Genomic DNA, 16,472 nt, shown 5'->3' on the forward strand with positions numbered 1-16,472 from the left:
TATAATAGTCAATTATACCGAAATCATTCTATAATCGTTGATACATAAGGGTTTTATGTGTCGCTTTTTTAATTTTGTGGACTTTTTTAAGAACTTTTTATTTTTTCTAGGGCAGTTTCAAAGAATGAGACTGCTCTTTTTTGGTTCTCTTTTGATAAATGGCTGTAAGTGTCCATAGTTACAGATATTTTTGCATGGCCAAGCCGTGTCTGTATTTCCTTGTATGGTAATCCGGCATTAAGCAAGATACTAGCGTGAGTGTGTCGGAAAGCATGAAAGCCTAAATCAGTACAGTTAGCATTTTTTAAGTGCTTATGTAGGCGATAATCAACCTTTCGAGTATTGACATAGTTGTCAAAGCTATCAGAGAATACTTTATCATAGGTTAAGCCAATGTTTCTACCGTTTTCTGCTTGTCTTGCTCGGTAGAGACGAAGCATGAGCACTGTTTTATAATCGATATCTAAAACTCTATAGCTTGATTTTGTCTTAGGAGTGTTTACCTGGTTTAAAATGTTGAGTGTTTTGTTAATATCGATCGTTCCGTTCTGCAGGTCAATATCAGACCATTTCAGGGCCAGACATTCACGGATGCGCAGTCCAGTAGCTAGGAGCGTTTTATAAAGTACAGTATCATAAAAATTGATAAAGGTATTTTCTAGGTTATCGAGATAGGAGAGGAAGTTTTTAAGTTCCTGATCTTGAAAGTATTTAATGTCTTGTTTATCTCTTGTTATCTTTCTAGGAATGACAACATCACGAGCAGGGTTATTATCCAATGCCTGGATAGAAACTCCATACTGTAGAATACGTTTATTTAAGGCGTGAAGGTGATTGTATTCTTTATACCCCGTTCCGTCCTGATTGTACTCATCCGCCCACTTATTTACCTGAGTTTGGATAATAACAGGAGTAAGTTTATCTAGTTTGTAAGTACCAAATGAGGGTAAGAGGTAATTATTTAAGCAGCCTTTTATCTTTATCTGCGTGTTAGTCTTTATGGTATGCTGGTAGGTTTGCCAAAACAAGTCCACAAGTTCGCTATAGGTTGTTATATGTGAGCGTTGTTTCCGTGTAGAGCCGTTTTTCTCAAATTCTACCTTGGCATGAGTGGCCTTATTTCTGAGTTCTTTTTTTGTTCGTGCTGATATGGTAGTCTTGACCTTCTTACCAGTTACAGAATCAATGCCAAGATAGATACTAGAGCGGTAGACTGCTGATCCGTCTTTTTTCGTGTGTTGTGTAATTTTCATGGTTTTACTCCTTTTTCCATCAGCAGGCAAGCAATTAGAAAAGGTTTTGAGTTTGTACCATGCGAGGAGTTACGAGAACCCCTCTATTTTCGATTTTAAGCAGTCGGACGGTAAATTGTACCAGAATAGAAAACAAGGCGAATATGGGGGAGTTTTTTTATTTTAAGTTATGTTTACTAGAATATAAAAAGAAAAGTAGCCGTATCAAATACGGCTACTATCACGTTATGGATCTAAAATCCAAATGTAAACTTTATGGAGCTAAACTCCTAATAGCTGTATTGTAATATAATTATTAAAAAATGTCAAGAGATTAGAAAAGGTATAATTCTTTTAACTTTTCGTTAATTTTGTCCAATGTGTTATCAGATACTTTCATTTTTCCGATTGGATCTAATCTATTTTTCTTTAAAATTCTATCTTTGCTGATTGTTTGAAGGTTATTACACTTGGCATAAGAACGCTTAATGTATTTTTTGTAGTATTGAGTTAATTCAATAACGTCATTTATTTCTGATTGTGTCCGTTTAAGGTTATCATCGTCTATTATCTTAGGTTGAATTATTTCGTTTGAAAATTGTTCTGTATAAGCTTGGTAGACATCCGATAAGGCAGCTTCAGTAACTGCATTATTGGAATCTAAATATTTTAGGTAGGCAAATAATTCTTTGTGTAATTTTTCAATATATTCATCAAGCAAAATAGAAGGATATTCTGCAATGACTTCGTCTATGAGTACAGTATCTATTTGATTTTTAGATGTTAGAGGAATTACTGTAAGTGTTTTTTTATAGGGACTATCTACTTTGTCTAAGACAATAGCCCAATGATTATTTGATAATTCTCCACCTATATTTACACCGAACTCTACGAATACCAGAGAACCACGACTGAATTTCCAATATTTTCTTTTTTGAGTCTTGGCTTCAAATAAGAATTGTTCAGATTGTCTTTTAACTGCTGGTGCAAGAAATCTGTATTTAGAAGATGTATGCTTTGCTTTACCAAGTTTATAGAGTTTTTCAACTTCTATGTAGTTTTGTTTGGTTTGTTCAAAATATGGATTTTCTTTGTTCATTTTAATTCTCTCTATATATGCCCACGATTTCGCCGATGGTTTAGAAGATATTAGTCATCTCTATTTGTCAATTTTGCCGTTTTTTTGCGCTTTAGTCTGTAAAAATGGCTTTCTATTCTTCAATTTCCTCTGTTTTTGCACAATAGACCTTAGAAATAGGGGCGCTATTGGCGAATATGGGGGAGTTTTTTAATTTACGATGAGTTCTCCAATAGGGATAAAATCTTTTTGTTTTGCAGATTTTGCGATTAAGTCGTATTGATCAGCAGATTTTTCATACCCAAGGGAAAGAGTAGTATTGTCGTCTGGTAATTTTTTAGCAAACTCAGATATAGACATCCGAAATACGGTAATTGCATTTTGCTGATTAGTTGTAGCAGAATTTGAATTGATTGCGTCCATAGTCTCTTTTGCGCTATCTTTAGCCGTTCCAGTTAGCAAAATCATGATTGTATCATGCGGTTCGGATGAATCTGAATCGATTACGTTATTTTGAATTTTAACGCTTATTGCGCCAGTTGATTCAGGATCTAATTTTGATTTGATTTCAGAAATTAGATCATCGTATTTACTGTTATCTACTTTGGCTTTTGTGTTTGTTGAAGTAGTATTTTTTTGCTCCGTTTTTGGTTGCTCCGAGCTATCTTTGGTAGTTGATTGATTGTTAGAGCAAGCTACTAGAACGGTAGCAGAAAGTAAAATAGCTGATGTGCTAAGTAATTTTTTCATAAGTAGCCTCCTATATGCTGATGTTTTTCTGATAAAAGATTTAGTGCGATATCCCATATTTTTTACAATAGACCTATGGGATAAAGTAGCTATTGGCGGATATGGAGCTTATATAGTGATTAGCGATTTTATATTAGTCGTCATAATCTTTATGAAGAACAGGATTATCAGCTAATGAGGAAATTATTGTACTAACAGCTTCCCTTTCTTTATTGTCTAGTGTTAAAAAATCGATAATAGTAATTTTAGTCTTATCAGGAAATGTCATTATCCCTGCTAGAAATCTTCCAATACTAGCATCAGCATAGTCTTGCATTCCTTTTAACATAAGATCTTTTTTTTCTTGATTCCAATTTTTAAATTCTTCTTTAGAAAATCTTCTATGTCCATAATAGTCTGTGATTTCTCTAAGGTTTTCTATTACGGTATCCCTTACTTTTTCACCACGAGTTAGCGCCAACAAACCATATCCTGCGAAATCTACTGGGGATTCCATGTTATCACTATATTTCTCTATAGTAGAGGATAGGTAGGTTGTTCTTCTTTCATCATCTCCCAAAAGATATCCAACACCGACCTTAAAGTAATCAGCAAGTTGCTGGGCTTTATCTGATTTTATTGCGTTTTCCCCTTTTTCCCATCGGGATATAGTCTTTTCACTTACTTCTAGAAGGTCAGCTATTTCTTTTTGAGATAGCTTTTTTTCTTGTCTTAATTCTTTCAATCTATTCATCAATCATAATACCTTTCATTGCTAATTATAACACTTATTTTTAAAAAAAGACAAAATTGTCTGCAAAAAATTAAAAAAATGCTTGACTCAGACAAAAATGTCTGATATTATAAAAACTACAAAGGACAAAAAAGTCCGCCCTCTCCGAACTTTAAAGCTTGCAATCTATTCATGGAGGGGGGATTTTTAGAAAGGGGGAAACATATGAGCAAACTACGAGGCTACCGAGTTATGTTAGGACTGACTCAGCAACAGATGGCGGACAAGCTAAAAATTTCTTTGCAGTCATACAACAACAAAGAATTAGGTAAAACGTCATTTAATGACAGAGAACGCCTAGTGATTAAGTCAATGGTTACAGAAATCAAACCAGACATAACCATAGATGAACTGTTTTACAGTTAGAAAGTAGCAACACAATCGTAATACTATCTTACATTTATAAATTTCTCATGTGGTGCTTTAGCACGGGGGATTGATTTATCAGACTAGTTAATTTTTGCTAGATTCAGGTGCTTGCTACCTATGGCAGTATCAAGGGTTTGTAGGGGTTTATTCTCTCCTAAATTTTCCCTACCTTAATGATTTACTTTGGTACTGTTTTAGGTGGCAAGCATTGACAAAAATAAGAAAGGAGCTAACCAATGGAATTGGTTTATATGGACGGCAAGAAAGAGCCGTATACACTGAGTAGTATCGTTGCAGACTGCGCTGAAATTAAGCACAGACATTTGAAGATTTTGCTGAATAAGCACCGAGAGGACTTTGAAAGCTTCGGAAAGGTGCAATTTAAAATTTCACCTTCAAAGAGTGGGCAAAATGTACGGGACTATATTTTGAATGAGCAACAAGCAACCTTGCTGATCACTTACTTACGAAATACAGAACCCGTAAAAGAGTTTAAGAAAAACCTAGTCAAAGCCTTCTTTGAAATGCGTGATGAACTTTCTAAACGCTATCTTCAAAGAGAACTGGAAAAGCCAAAGCGTAAAAGCTTAACCGAAGCTATTCAAACATGGGAGAAAGCCCCCAAGCATGCCTATAGCACCCTGACAAACTTACTACTAAAGGGAGTGACAGGGAAGAATAAAGCGCAACTCATGAAGGAGCGAGAAAGTAAGAACGGTATTGATGGCTTGACAAGTGTAGAGCTGACAAACTACCAACGTTTGGAAGATATGGCAATAGCTATGATTAACTTGAATAGGGGATATTCAGAAATTAAGGAATTAATTTTTAAAGTATAGGAGTATAGGAGTATAGAAAATGGAAAATGATTTTAAGACAGTTACAAATGCCAAGGGGTTAGAAATTCCTAAGTATCCCAAGGATTTTAAAAAGCTAGTTGAGAAAGACAGACAACTAGCCGAATATCTTTGTATGAACTATGAGGACTTAGAAAGTGAAGACCTGGGCGCATTTCTTGAAACGGTGGAGCAGGGATTCAGCTGGATTCTGGATCTTATCGAAAGTAAGGACTTGCTTTATCAACCAAAGTCAGGTAGTAATCATGCAAAAAGAAAATAAAAAAATCACTTGCTCAAATTTTGACCGAGGAGAGCAAGCGACAAGATTAAGGATATAGAAATTTTTTCTATGCTCCGATTATAGCAGAAAACAGCTATTTTATCAAATACAAACGAAAAACCGAAGAGCAGGCAAGCAATTAGAAAAGGTTTTGAAATCAAGCGCTGACAGGGTAATTCTAAGGCCTTGTTTAGCTGAAAGATGGGTAATTACTCACGAAACACCGCTACAAGCGTTCGCCAACTTGGGGCAACTGCCCAGCGTTTGGAGTGGTACTAATCGTGTATAGGAAACAGGCAAAAAAAGGCACAGGAAAACAATATGACAGTAAATACAAATGATGTTCTAGTAGATTATGAGGGGCTTTGTTGTCAGTTAACTGATACTCTACTAGTCTTAGAAATGGCTAGTATGGAAGACAGTAAACAATCATCAGCTTTACTAAATACAGTAATCCAAGCTATGAACCAACTCATTTCAGAACATACTCAACAGGCTAATGACTATAGAAAGGGGATAAAACATGAATGAGTTAGATTTAACCAACATACAGGCGCTTATCTTTATTGTGGTAGCTATTGGTTTACTAATCTATCTAAACCACCGAGACCGCAAAAAAAAGCGCTCAAATCGAGCGAGAAAGTACACAGACGATTGAAACGACTAGCGAGGATTTAAGCCCTGATTATGGGCGATATATTCAGCTTGCAGCGGTTAAGCCATGGGGGTACTAAGATGTTTGAAAAAATGATTGAAGATTTAAAGTCTAAGATTTTGGAAGCAGTGGAACGATATTTAAAAAGCCATGAGAAAGCACCTCAAAAAAGATTAGATTTGATTAGCAAGGTGGAACTAAAGGAAGAACTGGGCATAGGAGATAAAACCTTAACAAAATGGGAAGGTGCGGGACTGCCACAGTATATACCGCCTATTGAAGATACTAGAAAAGCGTATTATAAAGTCTCAGACGTTTTAAAGTTTTTGGGGGTAGATGATGGCAAAGACTAAAATATATTTTTGGTTAAAAGTTGATAAGAAGTTTTTTGATAATCTTTTTATTAAACGACTGAAAAATATGCCTGGTGGCTACACTATGACAGTGATTTATATCCGTCTTATGTTGGAAAGTTTAGAAGATGATTGTATTTTGTACTATGAAGGCTATTTTGATAGTTTGGTACAGGAATTAGCTTTAAAACTAGATGTTTCTGAAGATGATATCAATATGACGGTTGCATATTTTACAAAATGCGGACTGATTCAGATAGACGATGATGGACACGCTACATTATCGCAAGCAAAAGCTATGGTTGAGAGTGAAACAAACTGGGCAAAATACAAGCGAGACCAAAGAAAAAATAGTCAAGATTTACCAAAATTGGAGAATGTCCAAAATAGAAGGACTGTTTCCAACTCATGTCCAACAGAGATAGAGATAGAGAAAGAGTCAGATAAAGAGTTATATAAAGAATATATATTGTCAGGTAAACCTGACTTTACTTTCCCAAATTGGTTAACTCCGAGTATGATTGATGAGGTAACTAAAGGACGTCCTGAAAAATATTTAATCAGAATACCTTTAGCTTATCTGAATCATACAGTTGGGAAAAATTATAAATATTTGGACAAAAACTTGAAGCCGATAATAGCACGATTCAAAGAAGGCTATACACTTGAAGATTTTAAACAGGTGATAGATATTAAAACGGCAGAATGGAAGGACAGTCCTGAATTTTCTAAATATCTAAGACCAGAAACACTTTTCGGTTCTAAGTTTGATGGTTATTTGAATCAAAAGCCTAAAACTATAAAAGGGAAGTCCGAAGATAACTTCCCAGATCTACCATTTTAGGAGTTGCACAGATGAAGGAACAATTTAAAGAATTTAATAACAGAAAAATATCGAATACGGTTTGCGATATTCACCAGGTAAATTATTGGGAAATTTCTGTACCAGTGTTAGGGGGTTCAGAAAGAAAAGTACAAGCATTTTGTCCGGAGTGCGTGAAGGGAGAGATTAAACAGAAAGAGAAAGACCTATTGCAGCAGTTCGAGGACAGGCAAGCTTACTTTAAAACTTATGATGTCTTAATGCGTGATAGTACGATTCCTAACGAGTTGAAAGGAGCGACATTTGATAATTTCTTTGTTAAGACGATAGAGGAGCGTCAGATGTTAGAGTTTGTAAAGGGGCAAGCCCAGAAGTACCTTGCAGGTATGACAGGAAATACTTTAATCAGCGGTAGCACAGGAATAGGAAAAAGTCATTTATCTCTTGCACTAGCTAAAGAAATCAATGAGAGCTTCAGAGAGAAGAACGAGCCTAAGAGTGTTTTGTTTGTTAGTTTAACCGAGATTATCAAGCAGATAAAAGAAGGTTGGGCTTATGGAAGAAATGCAAACTTAACAGAATATGAGGCGGTCAAAAAGTTAGTTGATGTTGATTTCCTGATCATCGATGACCTTGGGGCAAAAAATGGAACAATCACTCCTAAGAGCGATTGGGAACAGGATTTCTTGTTTGATATTATCAATAATCGAGAAACTACGATTTTCAACACGAATCTAGATAGTAGTGAACTGCGAACTGTTTATAATGCTAGAAATTCAAGTAGAATTTTGAAAGGTTTAGAGGGGAACACTTTCAAGGCTTTTACAATCAAAGATAAGAGATACACTATAAACACAGTGAGGGGAGAATTTCAATGAATGATGATAAAATGCGATTTGCAACAGAAAAAGGCTTTGTTGTCTATGAAAAATGTGGTATAATAGAGATAGAAAAAGTTCCAAGGTTTGGAGAGATAACTTTATTCTACTCAGATGGGAAATTTATCCATCTAGTCAAAAAAGAAACTAAAAAATAAGTCTATTGAGAACAACTCAGGGACATACCGTAAGCATATAATGCTAGTGGTATGTCCCTGAGTTGTTTGCATAGAAAGGGGGTGAGTATTATGGCAGGAGATACTTCTTTAGGGTATGTGGTAGCCAATAAGTTTTCTATGGATCCAGATAAAAGACAGAAAATCTTTTCTCAGTGTAAAAAAGAAGATGATAACTTAGAACAACGGAAACAAGAAATACTAGAAAAATATGCTAACAAACAAGACAAATCAAAATCTAGAAAAAATGATTCTAAAGGCTCGGAGAGTCATAAAAGAAAAGCTAAGAGCAAAGAATTTTAGAAAAAATTATAAACAAAAATCAGATATTAAAAGATAAAGGAGCAAAAAAATGACAACTAACTTAGTTAAACAAAAAGAAAATCTAGAAGCTTATATCCGAAGTACAGGTTATAACACTAGAGGGATGAACGTAGAAAATAATCATGTACTCATTGAAAAACCAATCCTTGATAGTTACGAAGATGAACATCAACGTAAAGAACTGGTTGATTTAGTAAATGTTATTGAGACTCGTACCCGTGGTGGGAAGTATGAAGTAACTGACTTTGAATCTGATTCATTACAAGAAGTTAGCGAAAATTCGGTTGAGAGAACAGAAGCAGATAAAAAGAAAACTATCAGCGTTGATTACTTAGTTAAATTATTCAGTGGAAAACTTGATTTTTCACAGGAGCAATTAGATGATGGGCAATATAATTTAACGGATTTTCTTGGTAAGAAGATTATTAAATTAAAACGTAGAACACGAAATAGAGAGATTGGGAAAATTCTCCAAACTGCGAAAGTGCAGACTGCTACAAGTATGGACGACTTGAAATCTATTGTTTCTTTAATCAATCCAGAGCGCAATGTATCTATGGTTGTTAGTCAATCACTATTTAGTGTCTTAGAAAAAATGAAAGACACTTCAGGAAATTATCTTCTTAAAGTTGATAAAGAGACAGGGACAAGTGAAACATTCTTTGTAGATAACTTTTTAATTGTAGATGATACAACATTAGGGAATAAAGGTGACAAAAAAGGCTTTATCGGAGATCTAGAAAACTTTGTTACTTTGTTTGATCGCAAGAAAGATACACTTAGTTGGGTGAATGCGAATGACTATTTTGGAAAACGGTTGATTTTACATACCCGATTTGATGTAAAAAAAGTTGAAGAAGATTGTGGTTACTTTATCCAATGGAACTAGGAGAAAGAAATGGATATTAATCAAGTATTTGAAACACTGGATGATCTAGATAATAAAAAAAGTAAGATTAATTCAGCACGAGAACAGTTAAGCGAAAAAAGAAAAAGCCTTTTAGGCAATCAAACAGTTTCATTTGAGAATATAGATAATTTTTTATCTAACAACTTAGAATCTTTAGAGCAGTTGGAAAAGATGGAAAAAGCTATTAATTCTCTTCAGGAAAAATATAATAGTGATTTTTCAGAAGCTAAAGCAGTCATCTTTGAATACATTTTTAAAGAAACTAAGCAACGGATGGAAACTAAGAAGATCTATAAACAATACCGAAAAAAACTTAGACGAATTCTGGACGCATATGATGAAATTCAAGAACTAAAGAAGGATGTAGAAGAAATCCATACAGGTGTAGTCAGGGAAATAAGTCAGAAACATTCTCTATCGCTATATCGAACGGAAGTAAGTCCGCTTACTGTCCTACCATTCTTAAACCCTGATATTAGCGGGTGGATGGATTTTTCTAAGGAATATCGGGACATTAAAGTGTATTTAGAAAAATAAGTTACAAATTAAGTAAGGCTAGTGATATATGGCTCAAACAAAAGAAATATCGCTAGTCCTACTTTTATGCTTTACTAAGTTTCACATAACAAAGTAAGCATAAACTGAAAAGAAGTAATAGCTTGAAAGCAAGGTATATCAGGGGTTTACAGAATGGAGTGAGTTTCACAGAATGTAAGATATGAGAAACTGAGGGGATAAATGAAAGAAATTTCCCTTGAACTTGTCATACTGAAGAGTTGTCAAACTTAAAACAATGATACCTGGTAAGTGGAGTGTTGGAAGGCTTTTAGCGCTTTTTGTCAGTTTGACAGAATTTACAATTTGACAAATTGCAAGATAAAAAAATTTTTAAATTTAAGTGGAGGTACTTGCCTATGTACGAGTTGAGTAATAGAGACCTGGACGGGATAGATATTGAGTTAGGACGATATAGAACGCTTGCTAATAAAATTTATTTGAGAAGACAGGAACTAATACATAATAAGAAACATAGCGCTGAAGATTGTACTGGTGGGAAAGGCAAGACAGTATATAGTCCTACTGAAGCAACCATCATTAGAATTGAAGAAGACCAAACGCTAAGATATTTAGAAGGCTTTAAACTAGTTGTAGATACCTTGATGGAAAACTTAATTGAAAGTGATCTAGTCATTTTTAAAATGAGATATTTAGAAGCTGGTGCGACTTGGGAAGACGTGGCAGAGAAACTAAATAAAACTACTCGTTATATAAATAGCCGTAGAAAGGTAATCGCTAAAAGATTTGTTGAGTTGAAAGGATATTGACTCCCCCCACCTTTTAAAAAATCTTTCTGGCCAGTAGGGTACCGGTGAAGGGAACTTTTTCCAAGTCGGAGATGTTCAGAGAAAAAGGGGGTAAAAACTTATTGTTTTTAGAAAAAAGTATTAGTTTTTCTAAAATAGAATTGAGATGAAACTATTTTTCTGAAATAAGACCTAATTTTCAATTGATAAATGAATTGATTATGTCATTTATTTTTAAGATTTCTTCCAATAATAGTTTTTGATACTCTTTAAAATTTTTTGAGGAATGAAATTCAATCAGTTCTTCAAAGAATTTCGGGGGATTGGTAAATATTTGTAATGGGACATTTGAAATTTTATAATGAAATATATTATTTCTAAAATCTTGTCGGAAGTTAAAAATTTTTTCTTTGCGATTAAGGATATCAACAACTTCCTCCCGTTGGAAATCAGGCAATAAAGAGCTTTCCTTATTGAGAATCAAGCGTAAGGCTGTAATACTAACTAAATAGCATTGGCTTAGCGAGCGTGTAAAAAAGTAATTTTTTGATTTTAAGACACTTGGCATAATATGTACTACAAAATTATTCTGGCATAATATGTTAAATAAGAATAACTGAGTGCCCGTAGGCAGAACTCCTGTTAAAAAATTCCTTCTTTTAGATTCAAATAAGAAAAAATCACGTTGTTCAAAGTTTTCAATTTTAATATCCTGGATTGTAGGCTTCTTAATAGTTTTTTGATTTACTGAATTAATTAAAGTTCCTAAAGCTTTGCTAAATTCAAAAAATAAATCAGTAGCTCTTTTATCAAAATAGGAAATATCCTTTTTATCAGTTTTCGATAAAATACTTTCTAGGTAAATATGATATTGGTTAGTGTTAGCGTATGGAATTTCGTTGAAGTAATATACCCCTAAATCATGTTGTCCAAAAATATTGATTACGAGTTTTTGAAATAAATTGTAATTTTCTACCATTTGTGAATAAAAGCGTCTCTCTATTTCAAGTATCAGTTTGTTAGCCTTGCTATATTTTTTATCAGAGTATTGCTTATAACTCACTCGGACACTAGATATTATTTTTTGAAATTCCTGTTCTCCAATATTTGGAAAATCACTATGAACATCTCTAGGTAAAAACTTTAGTATTCCATCACAGAGAGATGATACAAAAGGAAGGATACCTATTGATAGTTCTGAATAAACTGTCTTATCCAAACTTACAATATTTTCAAGCAGTTGCCTTACTTCAGCAACTTCATCAAGTAGGATTGAAAAAGAAATCATTTCTATCTTATCCATGTTAATCCTTTCAGAAAGTTATTGTTTATATTATAGTTATTGTAACATTATTATTGATAATTGATTAGATGAATAAAAAAGCACCTTCAAAGGTGCTAGTTCTTGCCTGCTGAACTCGTCAATATTACGCCCTTTTTAGGGCTCTTTTTGTGGACTTTTTTAGGAACTTTCAAGAAAAACTAAGGCGATTTAATGCCTAAATGTTTTTAAAGAAAGTCAGTATTTTCAAGGGCTGAGCTCTAAAAATTTGACTTATAGAGTGTTAAATGATAGTATAGTCAAAGATAGTCAAGGTTTAAAGAGAGAGGTGGGTTTGTAATGAGATTTAAAAATACATCGGATCATATTGAGGCCTACATCAAGGCGATTTTAGATCAATCTGGAATTGTGGAGTTGCAACGGAGTCAGTTGGCAGATACCTTCCAGGTTGTTCCTAGTCAGATTAACTATGTGATCAAGACACGCTTTACAGAAAGTAGAGGCTACTTGGTTGAAAGTAAGCGTGGTGGCGGAGGCTACATTCGTATAGGACGGATTGAGTTTTCTAGTCATCATGAAATGCTTAGGGATCTGCTTTACTCAATTGGTGAGCGGGTCAGTCAAGAAATTTATGAGGATATTCTGCAGCTTTTGGTTGAGCAGGAATTGATGACCAAGCAGGAGATGAATTTGCTGGTGGCAGTAGCTTTGGATCGCGTTCTAGGAGAAGAAGCTCCAGTTGTTCGTGCTAATATGCTAAGACAGGTCATACAAGAGGTAGATAGAAAAGGGAAGTAAGATGAACTATTCAAAAGCATTGAATGAATGTATCGAAAGTGCCTACATGGTTGCAGGCCATTTTGGAGCTCGTTACCTAGAGTCTTGGCACTTGTTGATTGCCATGTCCAATCACAGTTATAGTGTGGCAGGGGCGACTTTAAATGATTATCCATATGAGATGGACCGTTTAGAAGAAGTCGCTTTGGAACTGACTGAAACGGACTATAGCCAGGATGAAACCTTTACGGAATTGCCGTTTTCTCATCGTCTACAGGTTCTCTTTGCTGAAGCAGAGTATGTAGCGTCAGTGGTCCATGCTAAGGTGCTAGGGACGGAGCACGTCCTTTATGCGATTTTGCATGATGGCAATGCCTTGGCGACTCGTATCTTGGAGAGGGCTGGTTTTTCTTATGAAGACAAGAAAGATCAGGTTAAGATTGCTGCCCTTCGTCGAAATTTAGAAGAACGTGCAGGCTGGACTCGAGAAGACCTCAAGGCTTTACGCCAACGCCATCGTACAGTAGCTGACAAGCAAAATTCTATGGCCAATATGATGGGCATGCCGCAGACTCCGAGTGGTGGACTCGAGGACTATACGCATGATTTGACAGAGCAAGCGCGTTCTGGCAAGTTAGAACCAGTCATCGGTCGGGACAAGGAAATCTCGCGTATGATTCAAATTTTGAGTCGGAAGACAAAGAATAATCCTGTCTTGGTTGGGGATGCTGGTGTCGGGAAAACAGCCTTGGCGCTTGGGCTCGCTCAGCGTATTGCTAGTGGTGATGTACCTGCGGAAATGGCTAAGATGCGCGTGTTAGAGCTTGATTTGATGAACGTTGTTGCAGGGACACGCTTCCGTGGTGACTTTGAAGAACGCATGAACAATATCATAAAGGATATTGAAGAAGATGGTCAAGTTATCCTCTTTATCGATGAACTTCACACTATCATGGGTTCTGGTAGTGGGATTGATTCGACTCTGGATGCGGCCAATATCTTGAAGCCAGCCTTGGCGCGTGGAACTTTGAGAACGGTTGGTGCGACTACTCAGGAAGAATATCAAAAACACATTGAAAAAGACGCAGCCCTTTCTCGTCGTTTCGCTAAAGTGACGATTGAAGAGCCAAGTGTGGCAGACAGTATGACCATTTTGCAAGGCTTGAAGGCGACTTATGAGAAACATCACCGTGTGCAAATCACAGATGAAGCGGTTGAAACAGCCGTCAAGATGGCTCATCGTTACTTGACTAGCCGTCACTTGCCAGACTCTGCTATCGACCTCTTAGATGAAGCAGCGGCAACAGTGCAAAATAAGGCTAAGCATGTAAAAGCAGACGATTCAGGTTTGAGTCCAGCTGACAAGGCCTTGATGGATGGTAAGTGGAAACAGGCAGCTCAGTTAATCGCAAAAGAAGAGGAAGTGCCTGTCTATAAAGACTTGGTGACAGAGTCTGATATTTTGACCACCTTGAGTCGCTTGTCAGGTATTCCAGTCCAAAAACTGACTCAGACTGATGCTAAGAAATACCTAAACTTGGAAGCTGAATTGCACAAACGTGTCATCGGGCAAGATCAAGCAGTTTCAAGCATTAGCCGTGCGATTCGCCGCAACCAGTCAGGGATTCGCAGTCATAAGCGTCCGATTGGTTCCTTTATGTTCTTAGGGCCTACAGGTGTCGGTAAGACCGAATTGGCTAAGGCTCTAGCAGAAGTTCTTTTTGATGATGAATCAGCTCTGATCCGCTTTGATATGAGTGAATATATGGAGAAATTTGCAGCCAGCCGTCTCAATGGAGCTCCTCCGGGCTATGTGGGTTATGAAGAAGGTGGGGAGTTGACCGAGAAGGTTCGCAACAAACCCTATTCCGTTCTCCTCTTTGACGAAGTAGAAAAGGCCCACCCAGACATCTTTAATGTCCTCTTGCAGGTCTTGGATGACGGTGTCTTGACAGATAGTAAGGGACGCAAGGTCGATTTTTCAAATACCATTATCATCATGACATCGAACCTTGGTGCGACAGCCCTTCGTGATGACAAGACTGTCGGTTTTGGGGCTAAGGATATTCGTTTTGACCAGGAAAACATGGAAAAACGCATGTTTGAAGAGTTGAAAAAGGCTTATAGACCTGAATTCATCAACCGTATTGATGAAAAGGTGGTCTTCCATAGCCTATCTAGCGACCATATGCAGGAAGTGGTGAAGATTATGGTTAAACCTTTAGTGGCAAGTTTGGCTGAAAAAGGCATTGATTTGAAATTACAAGCTTCCGCACTGAAATTATTGGCCAATCAAGGATATGACCCAGAGATGGGAGCTCGTCCACTTCGCAGAACCCTGCAAACAGAAGTGGAGGACAAGTTGGCAGAACTTCTTCTTAAGGGAGATTTGGTGGCAGGCAGCACACTTAAGATTGGTGTTAAAGCAGGCCAGTTAAAATTTGATATTGCATAAAAATGGAGAATCAGGAGCAATCTTGATTCTCTTTTTTGCTACTTTTTTATAAAAAATAATAAAAAACTATTGACAAAACAAAAATATAGTTTATAATAAAAAACATAGATAATAAAAATATCAAAAATTATAAAAAGGCAATGCATTTATGAAAAAGAAAACAGCAGTGGTATTTGGAACCTTTGCTCCGCTTCATCAAGGTCATATCGATCTGATCCAGCGTGCGAAGCGACAGTGTGACCGGGTTTGGGTTGTCGTTTCAGGCTATGAGGGAGATAGAGGGGAGCAGGTAGGCTTAACGCTTCAAAAAAGATTTCGCTATATCCGAGAGGCCTTTGGTGATGACGAGTTGACCTCTGTCTGCAAGTTAGATGAAACCAATCTTCCTCGTTACCCTATGGGTTGGCAGGAGTGGTTGGACCAAATGTTAGAGGAGATTTCCTATGATGAAACCCAGCAAGAACTAATTTTCTTTGTGGGAGAAGCAGACTACCAGCAAGAATTGTCTAATCGTAGCTTTGAGACTGTCTTGCAAGAAAGAAAGTTTGGTATCTCAGCGACTATGATTCGAGAAAATCCAAGCAAATATTGGAAATATATTGCTCAACCCTTCCGACGTCAGTTTACAAAGAAAGTGTTGATTATGGGAAGTGCCAGCAATGGGAAGACCACTTTAGCCAAGGATTTGGCAAGGTATTACGATGCACCAGTTAGCCTGGAATACGCGCGTGAGTACCAGATCAAAAACAATGTCCGCGACGATGAATTGACTCCAAAGGATTACTATTATCTCCTGTTGGGGCAGTATGACCAGACATCTAAGTTAATCGATAGCAATGCCAATAGGGGACTGGTAATAGCAGACACCAACTCCTTAGTAACCAAGGGCTACTATGATTATTACATGGAGACTGAGGACCAAAGGGACTTATCAGGAGAGACATTTGACAATCTCTTTGTTTCAATCTTGGCTAAGGAAAAATGGGACTTGATTCTCTTTGTGCAACCTGTCGGTTCCTATGTCAATGACGGATTTAGAGATATGACTATGGCGGAAGACCATATTCGTCATAGTTTTTCACAACATTTGGATCAGATGAGGGAGCGATATTTAACCAATATTCCTTTAGTTTATCTAGCGGAGGATTATCTAGGTAATTATGAAGCAGCAAAAGTGGCTATTGATGCCATTTACCAAGCAGATTAGGAGAAAAA

At 36.4% G+C, this 16,472-nt stretch carries 20 protein-coding genes and 1 pseudogene; 16 read left to right on the plus strand and 5 right to left on the minus strand.

The genetic code is table 11. The features are described from left to right. Nucleotides 1-86: 86 nt before the first annotated feature. The 4 genes from ADH52_RS01530 to ADH52_RS10650 all read right to left on the minus strand — a co-directional run bounded on the left by ADH52_RS01530 (nt 87) and on the right by ADH52_RS10650 (nt 3,793). Nucleotides 87-1,253 carry a tyrosine-type recombinase/integrase gene (locus tag ADH52_RS01530; protein ID WP_049487587.1) on the minus strand — a complete coding sequence of 389 codons (1,167 nt, stop codon included), beginning with the start codon at nt 1,251-1,253 and terminating at the stop codon, nt 87-89. A 313-nt stretch (nt 1,254-1,566) separates the two neighbouring features. Next, nucleotides 1,567-2,331 carry a hypothetical protein gene (locus tag ADH52_RS01535; protein ID WP_049509641.1) on the minus strand — a complete coding sequence of 255 codons (765 nt, stop codon included), beginning with the start codon at nt 2,329-2,331 and terminating at the stop codon, nt 1,567-1,569. A gap of 189 nt (nt 2,332-2,520) precedes the next feature. Further along, the gene (locus ADH52_RS01540; protein WP_049509643.1) at nt 2,521-3,060 is read right to left on the minus strand and encodes a hypothetical protein; all 540 of its coding nucleotides are present in this window, start codon (nt 3,058-3,060) and stop codon (nt 2,521-2,523) included. 133 nt (nt 3,061-3,193) lie between these two features. After that, the gene (locus ADH52_RS10650; protein WP_065426883.1) at nt 3,194-3,793 is read right to left on the minus strand and encodes a helix-turn-helix domain-containing protein; all 600 of its coding nucleotides are present in this window, start codon (nt 3,791-3,793) and stop codon (nt 3,194-3,196) included. A 204-nt stretch (nt 3,794-3,997) separates the two neighbouring features. Between ADH52_RS10650 and ADH52_RS01550 the strand changes: the two genes are divergently transcribed. The 13 genes and pseudogenes from ADH52_RS01550 to ADH52_RS01605 all read left to right on the plus strand — a co-directional run bounded on the left by ADH52_RS01550 (nt 3,998) and on the right by ADH52_RS01605 (nt 10,764). Next, nucleotides 3,998-4,198 (plus strand): helix-turn-helix transcriptional regulator, encoded by a 201-nt coding sequence (locus ADH52_RS01550; protein ID WP_049509645.1) that lies wholly within the window; start codon nt 3,998-4,000, stop codon nt 4,196-4,198. A gap of 239 nt (nt 4,199-4,437) precedes the next feature. Then, nucleotides 4,438-5,040 (plus strand): Rha family transcriptional regulator, encoded by a 603-nt coding sequence (locus tag ADH52_RS01555; protein ID WP_049509647.1) that lies wholly within the window; start codon nt 4,438-4,440, stop codon nt 5,038-5,040. A 19-nt stretch (nt 5,041-5,059) separates the two neighbouring features. Beyond that, nucleotides 5,060-5,320, plus strand: coding sequence for a hypothetical protein (locus tag ADH52_RS01560; RefSeq protein ID WP_049509649.1), 261 nt, complete (start codon nt 5,060-5,062; stop codon nt 5,318-5,320). Nucleotides 5,321-5,641: 321 nt separating this feature from the next. Beyond that, on the plus strand, nt 5,642-5,851 hold the full coding sequence (locus tag ADH52_RS01565) for a hypothetical protein (RefSeq protein ID WP_049509650.1): 210 nt from the start codon (nt 5,642-5,644) through the stop codon (nt 5,849-5,851). Further along, nucleotides 5,844-6,054: pseudogene (locus ADH52_RS11605) on the plus strand (hypothetical protein). The gene ADH52_RS01565 and the pseudogene ADH52_RS11605 overlap by 8 nt, the downstream one beginning before the upstream one ends. 1 nt (nt 6,055) lies before the next feature. Then, nucleotides 6,056-6,328, plus strand: a complete 273-nt coding sequence (locus ADH52_RS01575; protein ID WP_049509653.1) for a hypothetical protein — start codon at nt 6,056-6,058, stop codon at nt 6,326-6,328. Then, complete coding sequence (locus tag ADH52_RS01580) at nt 6,315-7,172, plus strand: conserved phage C-terminal domain-containing protein (protein WP_049509655.1); 858 nt, start codon at nt 6,315-6,317, stop codon at nt 7,170-7,172. The genes ADH52_RS01575 and ADH52_RS01580 overlap by 14 nt, the downstream gene beginning before the upstream one ends. Before the next feature lie 11 nt (nt 7,173-7,183). Continuing rightward, nucleotides 7,184-8,029, plus strand: coding sequence for an ATP-binding protein (locus ADH52_RS01585; RefSeq protein WP_049509656.1), 846 nt, complete (start codon nt 7,184-7,186; stop codon nt 8,027-8,029). Continuing rightward, nucleotides 8,026-8,187: a hypothetical protein gene (locus ADH52_RS11465; RefSeq protein WP_164993730.1), complete on the plus strand. Its 162-nt coding sequence runs from the start codon at nt 8,026-8,028 to the stop codon at nt 8,185-8,187. The genes ADH52_RS01585 and ADH52_RS11465 overlap by 4 nt, the downstream gene beginning before the upstream one ends. A gap of 90 nt (nt 8,188-8,277) precedes the next feature. Then, nucleotides 8,278-8,508 carry a hypothetical protein gene (locus ADH52_RS01590; RefSeq protein WP_049509663.1) on the plus strand — a complete coding sequence of 77 codons (231 nt, stop codon included), beginning with the start codon at nt 8,278-8,280 and terminating at the stop codon, nt 8,506-8,508. A gap of 49 nt (nt 8,509-8,557) precedes the next feature. Beyond that, nucleotides 8,558-9,418 carry a phage major capsid protein gene (locus ADH52_RS01595; RefSeq protein ID WP_049509664.1) on the plus strand — a complete coding sequence of 287 codons (861 nt, stop codon included), beginning with the start codon at nt 8,558-8,560 and terminating at the stop codon, nt 9,416-9,418. Nucleotides 9,419-9,427: 9 nt separating this feature from the next. Then, nucleotides 9,428-9,976 (plus strand): hypothetical protein, encoded by a 549-nt coding sequence (locus ADH52_RS01600; RefSeq protein ID WP_049509665.1) that lies wholly within the window; start codon nt 9,428-9,430, stop codon nt 9,974-9,976. A gap of 377 nt (nt 9,977-10,353) precedes the next feature. Further along, entirely contained in the window at nt 10,354-10,764 is a 411-nt protein-coding gene (locus ADH52_RS01605; RefSeq protein WP_000273145.1) for a DUF722 domain-containing protein, read from the plus strand. Nucleotides 10,765-10,942: 178 nt separating this feature from the next. Here ADH52_RS01605 and ADH52_RS01610 read toward each other — a convergent pair whose 3' ends face one another. Further along, nucleotides 10,943-12,046, minus strand: coding sequence for a hypothetical protein (locus ADH52_RS01610; RefSeq protein WP_049509667.1), 1,104 nt, complete (start codon nt 12,044-12,046; stop codon nt 10,943-10,945). A gap of 318 nt (nt 12,047-12,364) precedes the next feature. On the opposite strand from ADH52_RS01610, the gene ADH52_RS01615 reads away from it, so the two are divergent. From ADH52_RS01615 to ADH52_RS01625, 3 genes are all read left to right on the plus strand, one after another. Then, on the plus strand, nt 12,365-12,823 hold the full coding sequence (locus ADH52_RS01615; RefSeq protein WP_001211265.1) for a CtsR family transcriptional regulator: 459 nt from the start codon (nt 12,365-12,367) through the stop codon (nt 12,821-12,823). A 1-nt stretch (nt 12,824) separates the two neighbouring features. Continuing rightward, nucleotides 12,825-15,257 carry an ATP-dependent Clp protease ATP-binding subunit gene (locus tag ADH52_RS01620; RefSeq protein WP_049509670.1) on the plus strand — a complete coding sequence of 811 codons (2,433 nt, stop codon included), beginning with the start codon at nt 12,825-12,827 and terminating at the stop codon, nt 15,255-15,257. 148 nt (nt 15,258-15,405) lie between these two features. Then, a complete protein-coding gene (locus tag ADH52_RS01625; RefSeq protein ID WP_049509672.1) occupies nt 15,406-16,464 on the plus strand; it encodes an AAA family ATPase in 1,059 nt (352 codons plus the stop codon). Nucleotides 16,465-16,472 lie beyond the last annotated feature (8 nt).

This window comes from Streptococcus pseudopneumoniae (assembly GCF_001072665.1).
Classification (GTDB): domain Bacteria; phylum Bacillota; class Bacilli; order Lactobacillales; family Streptococcaceae; genus Streptococcus; species Streptococcus pseudopneumoniae_S.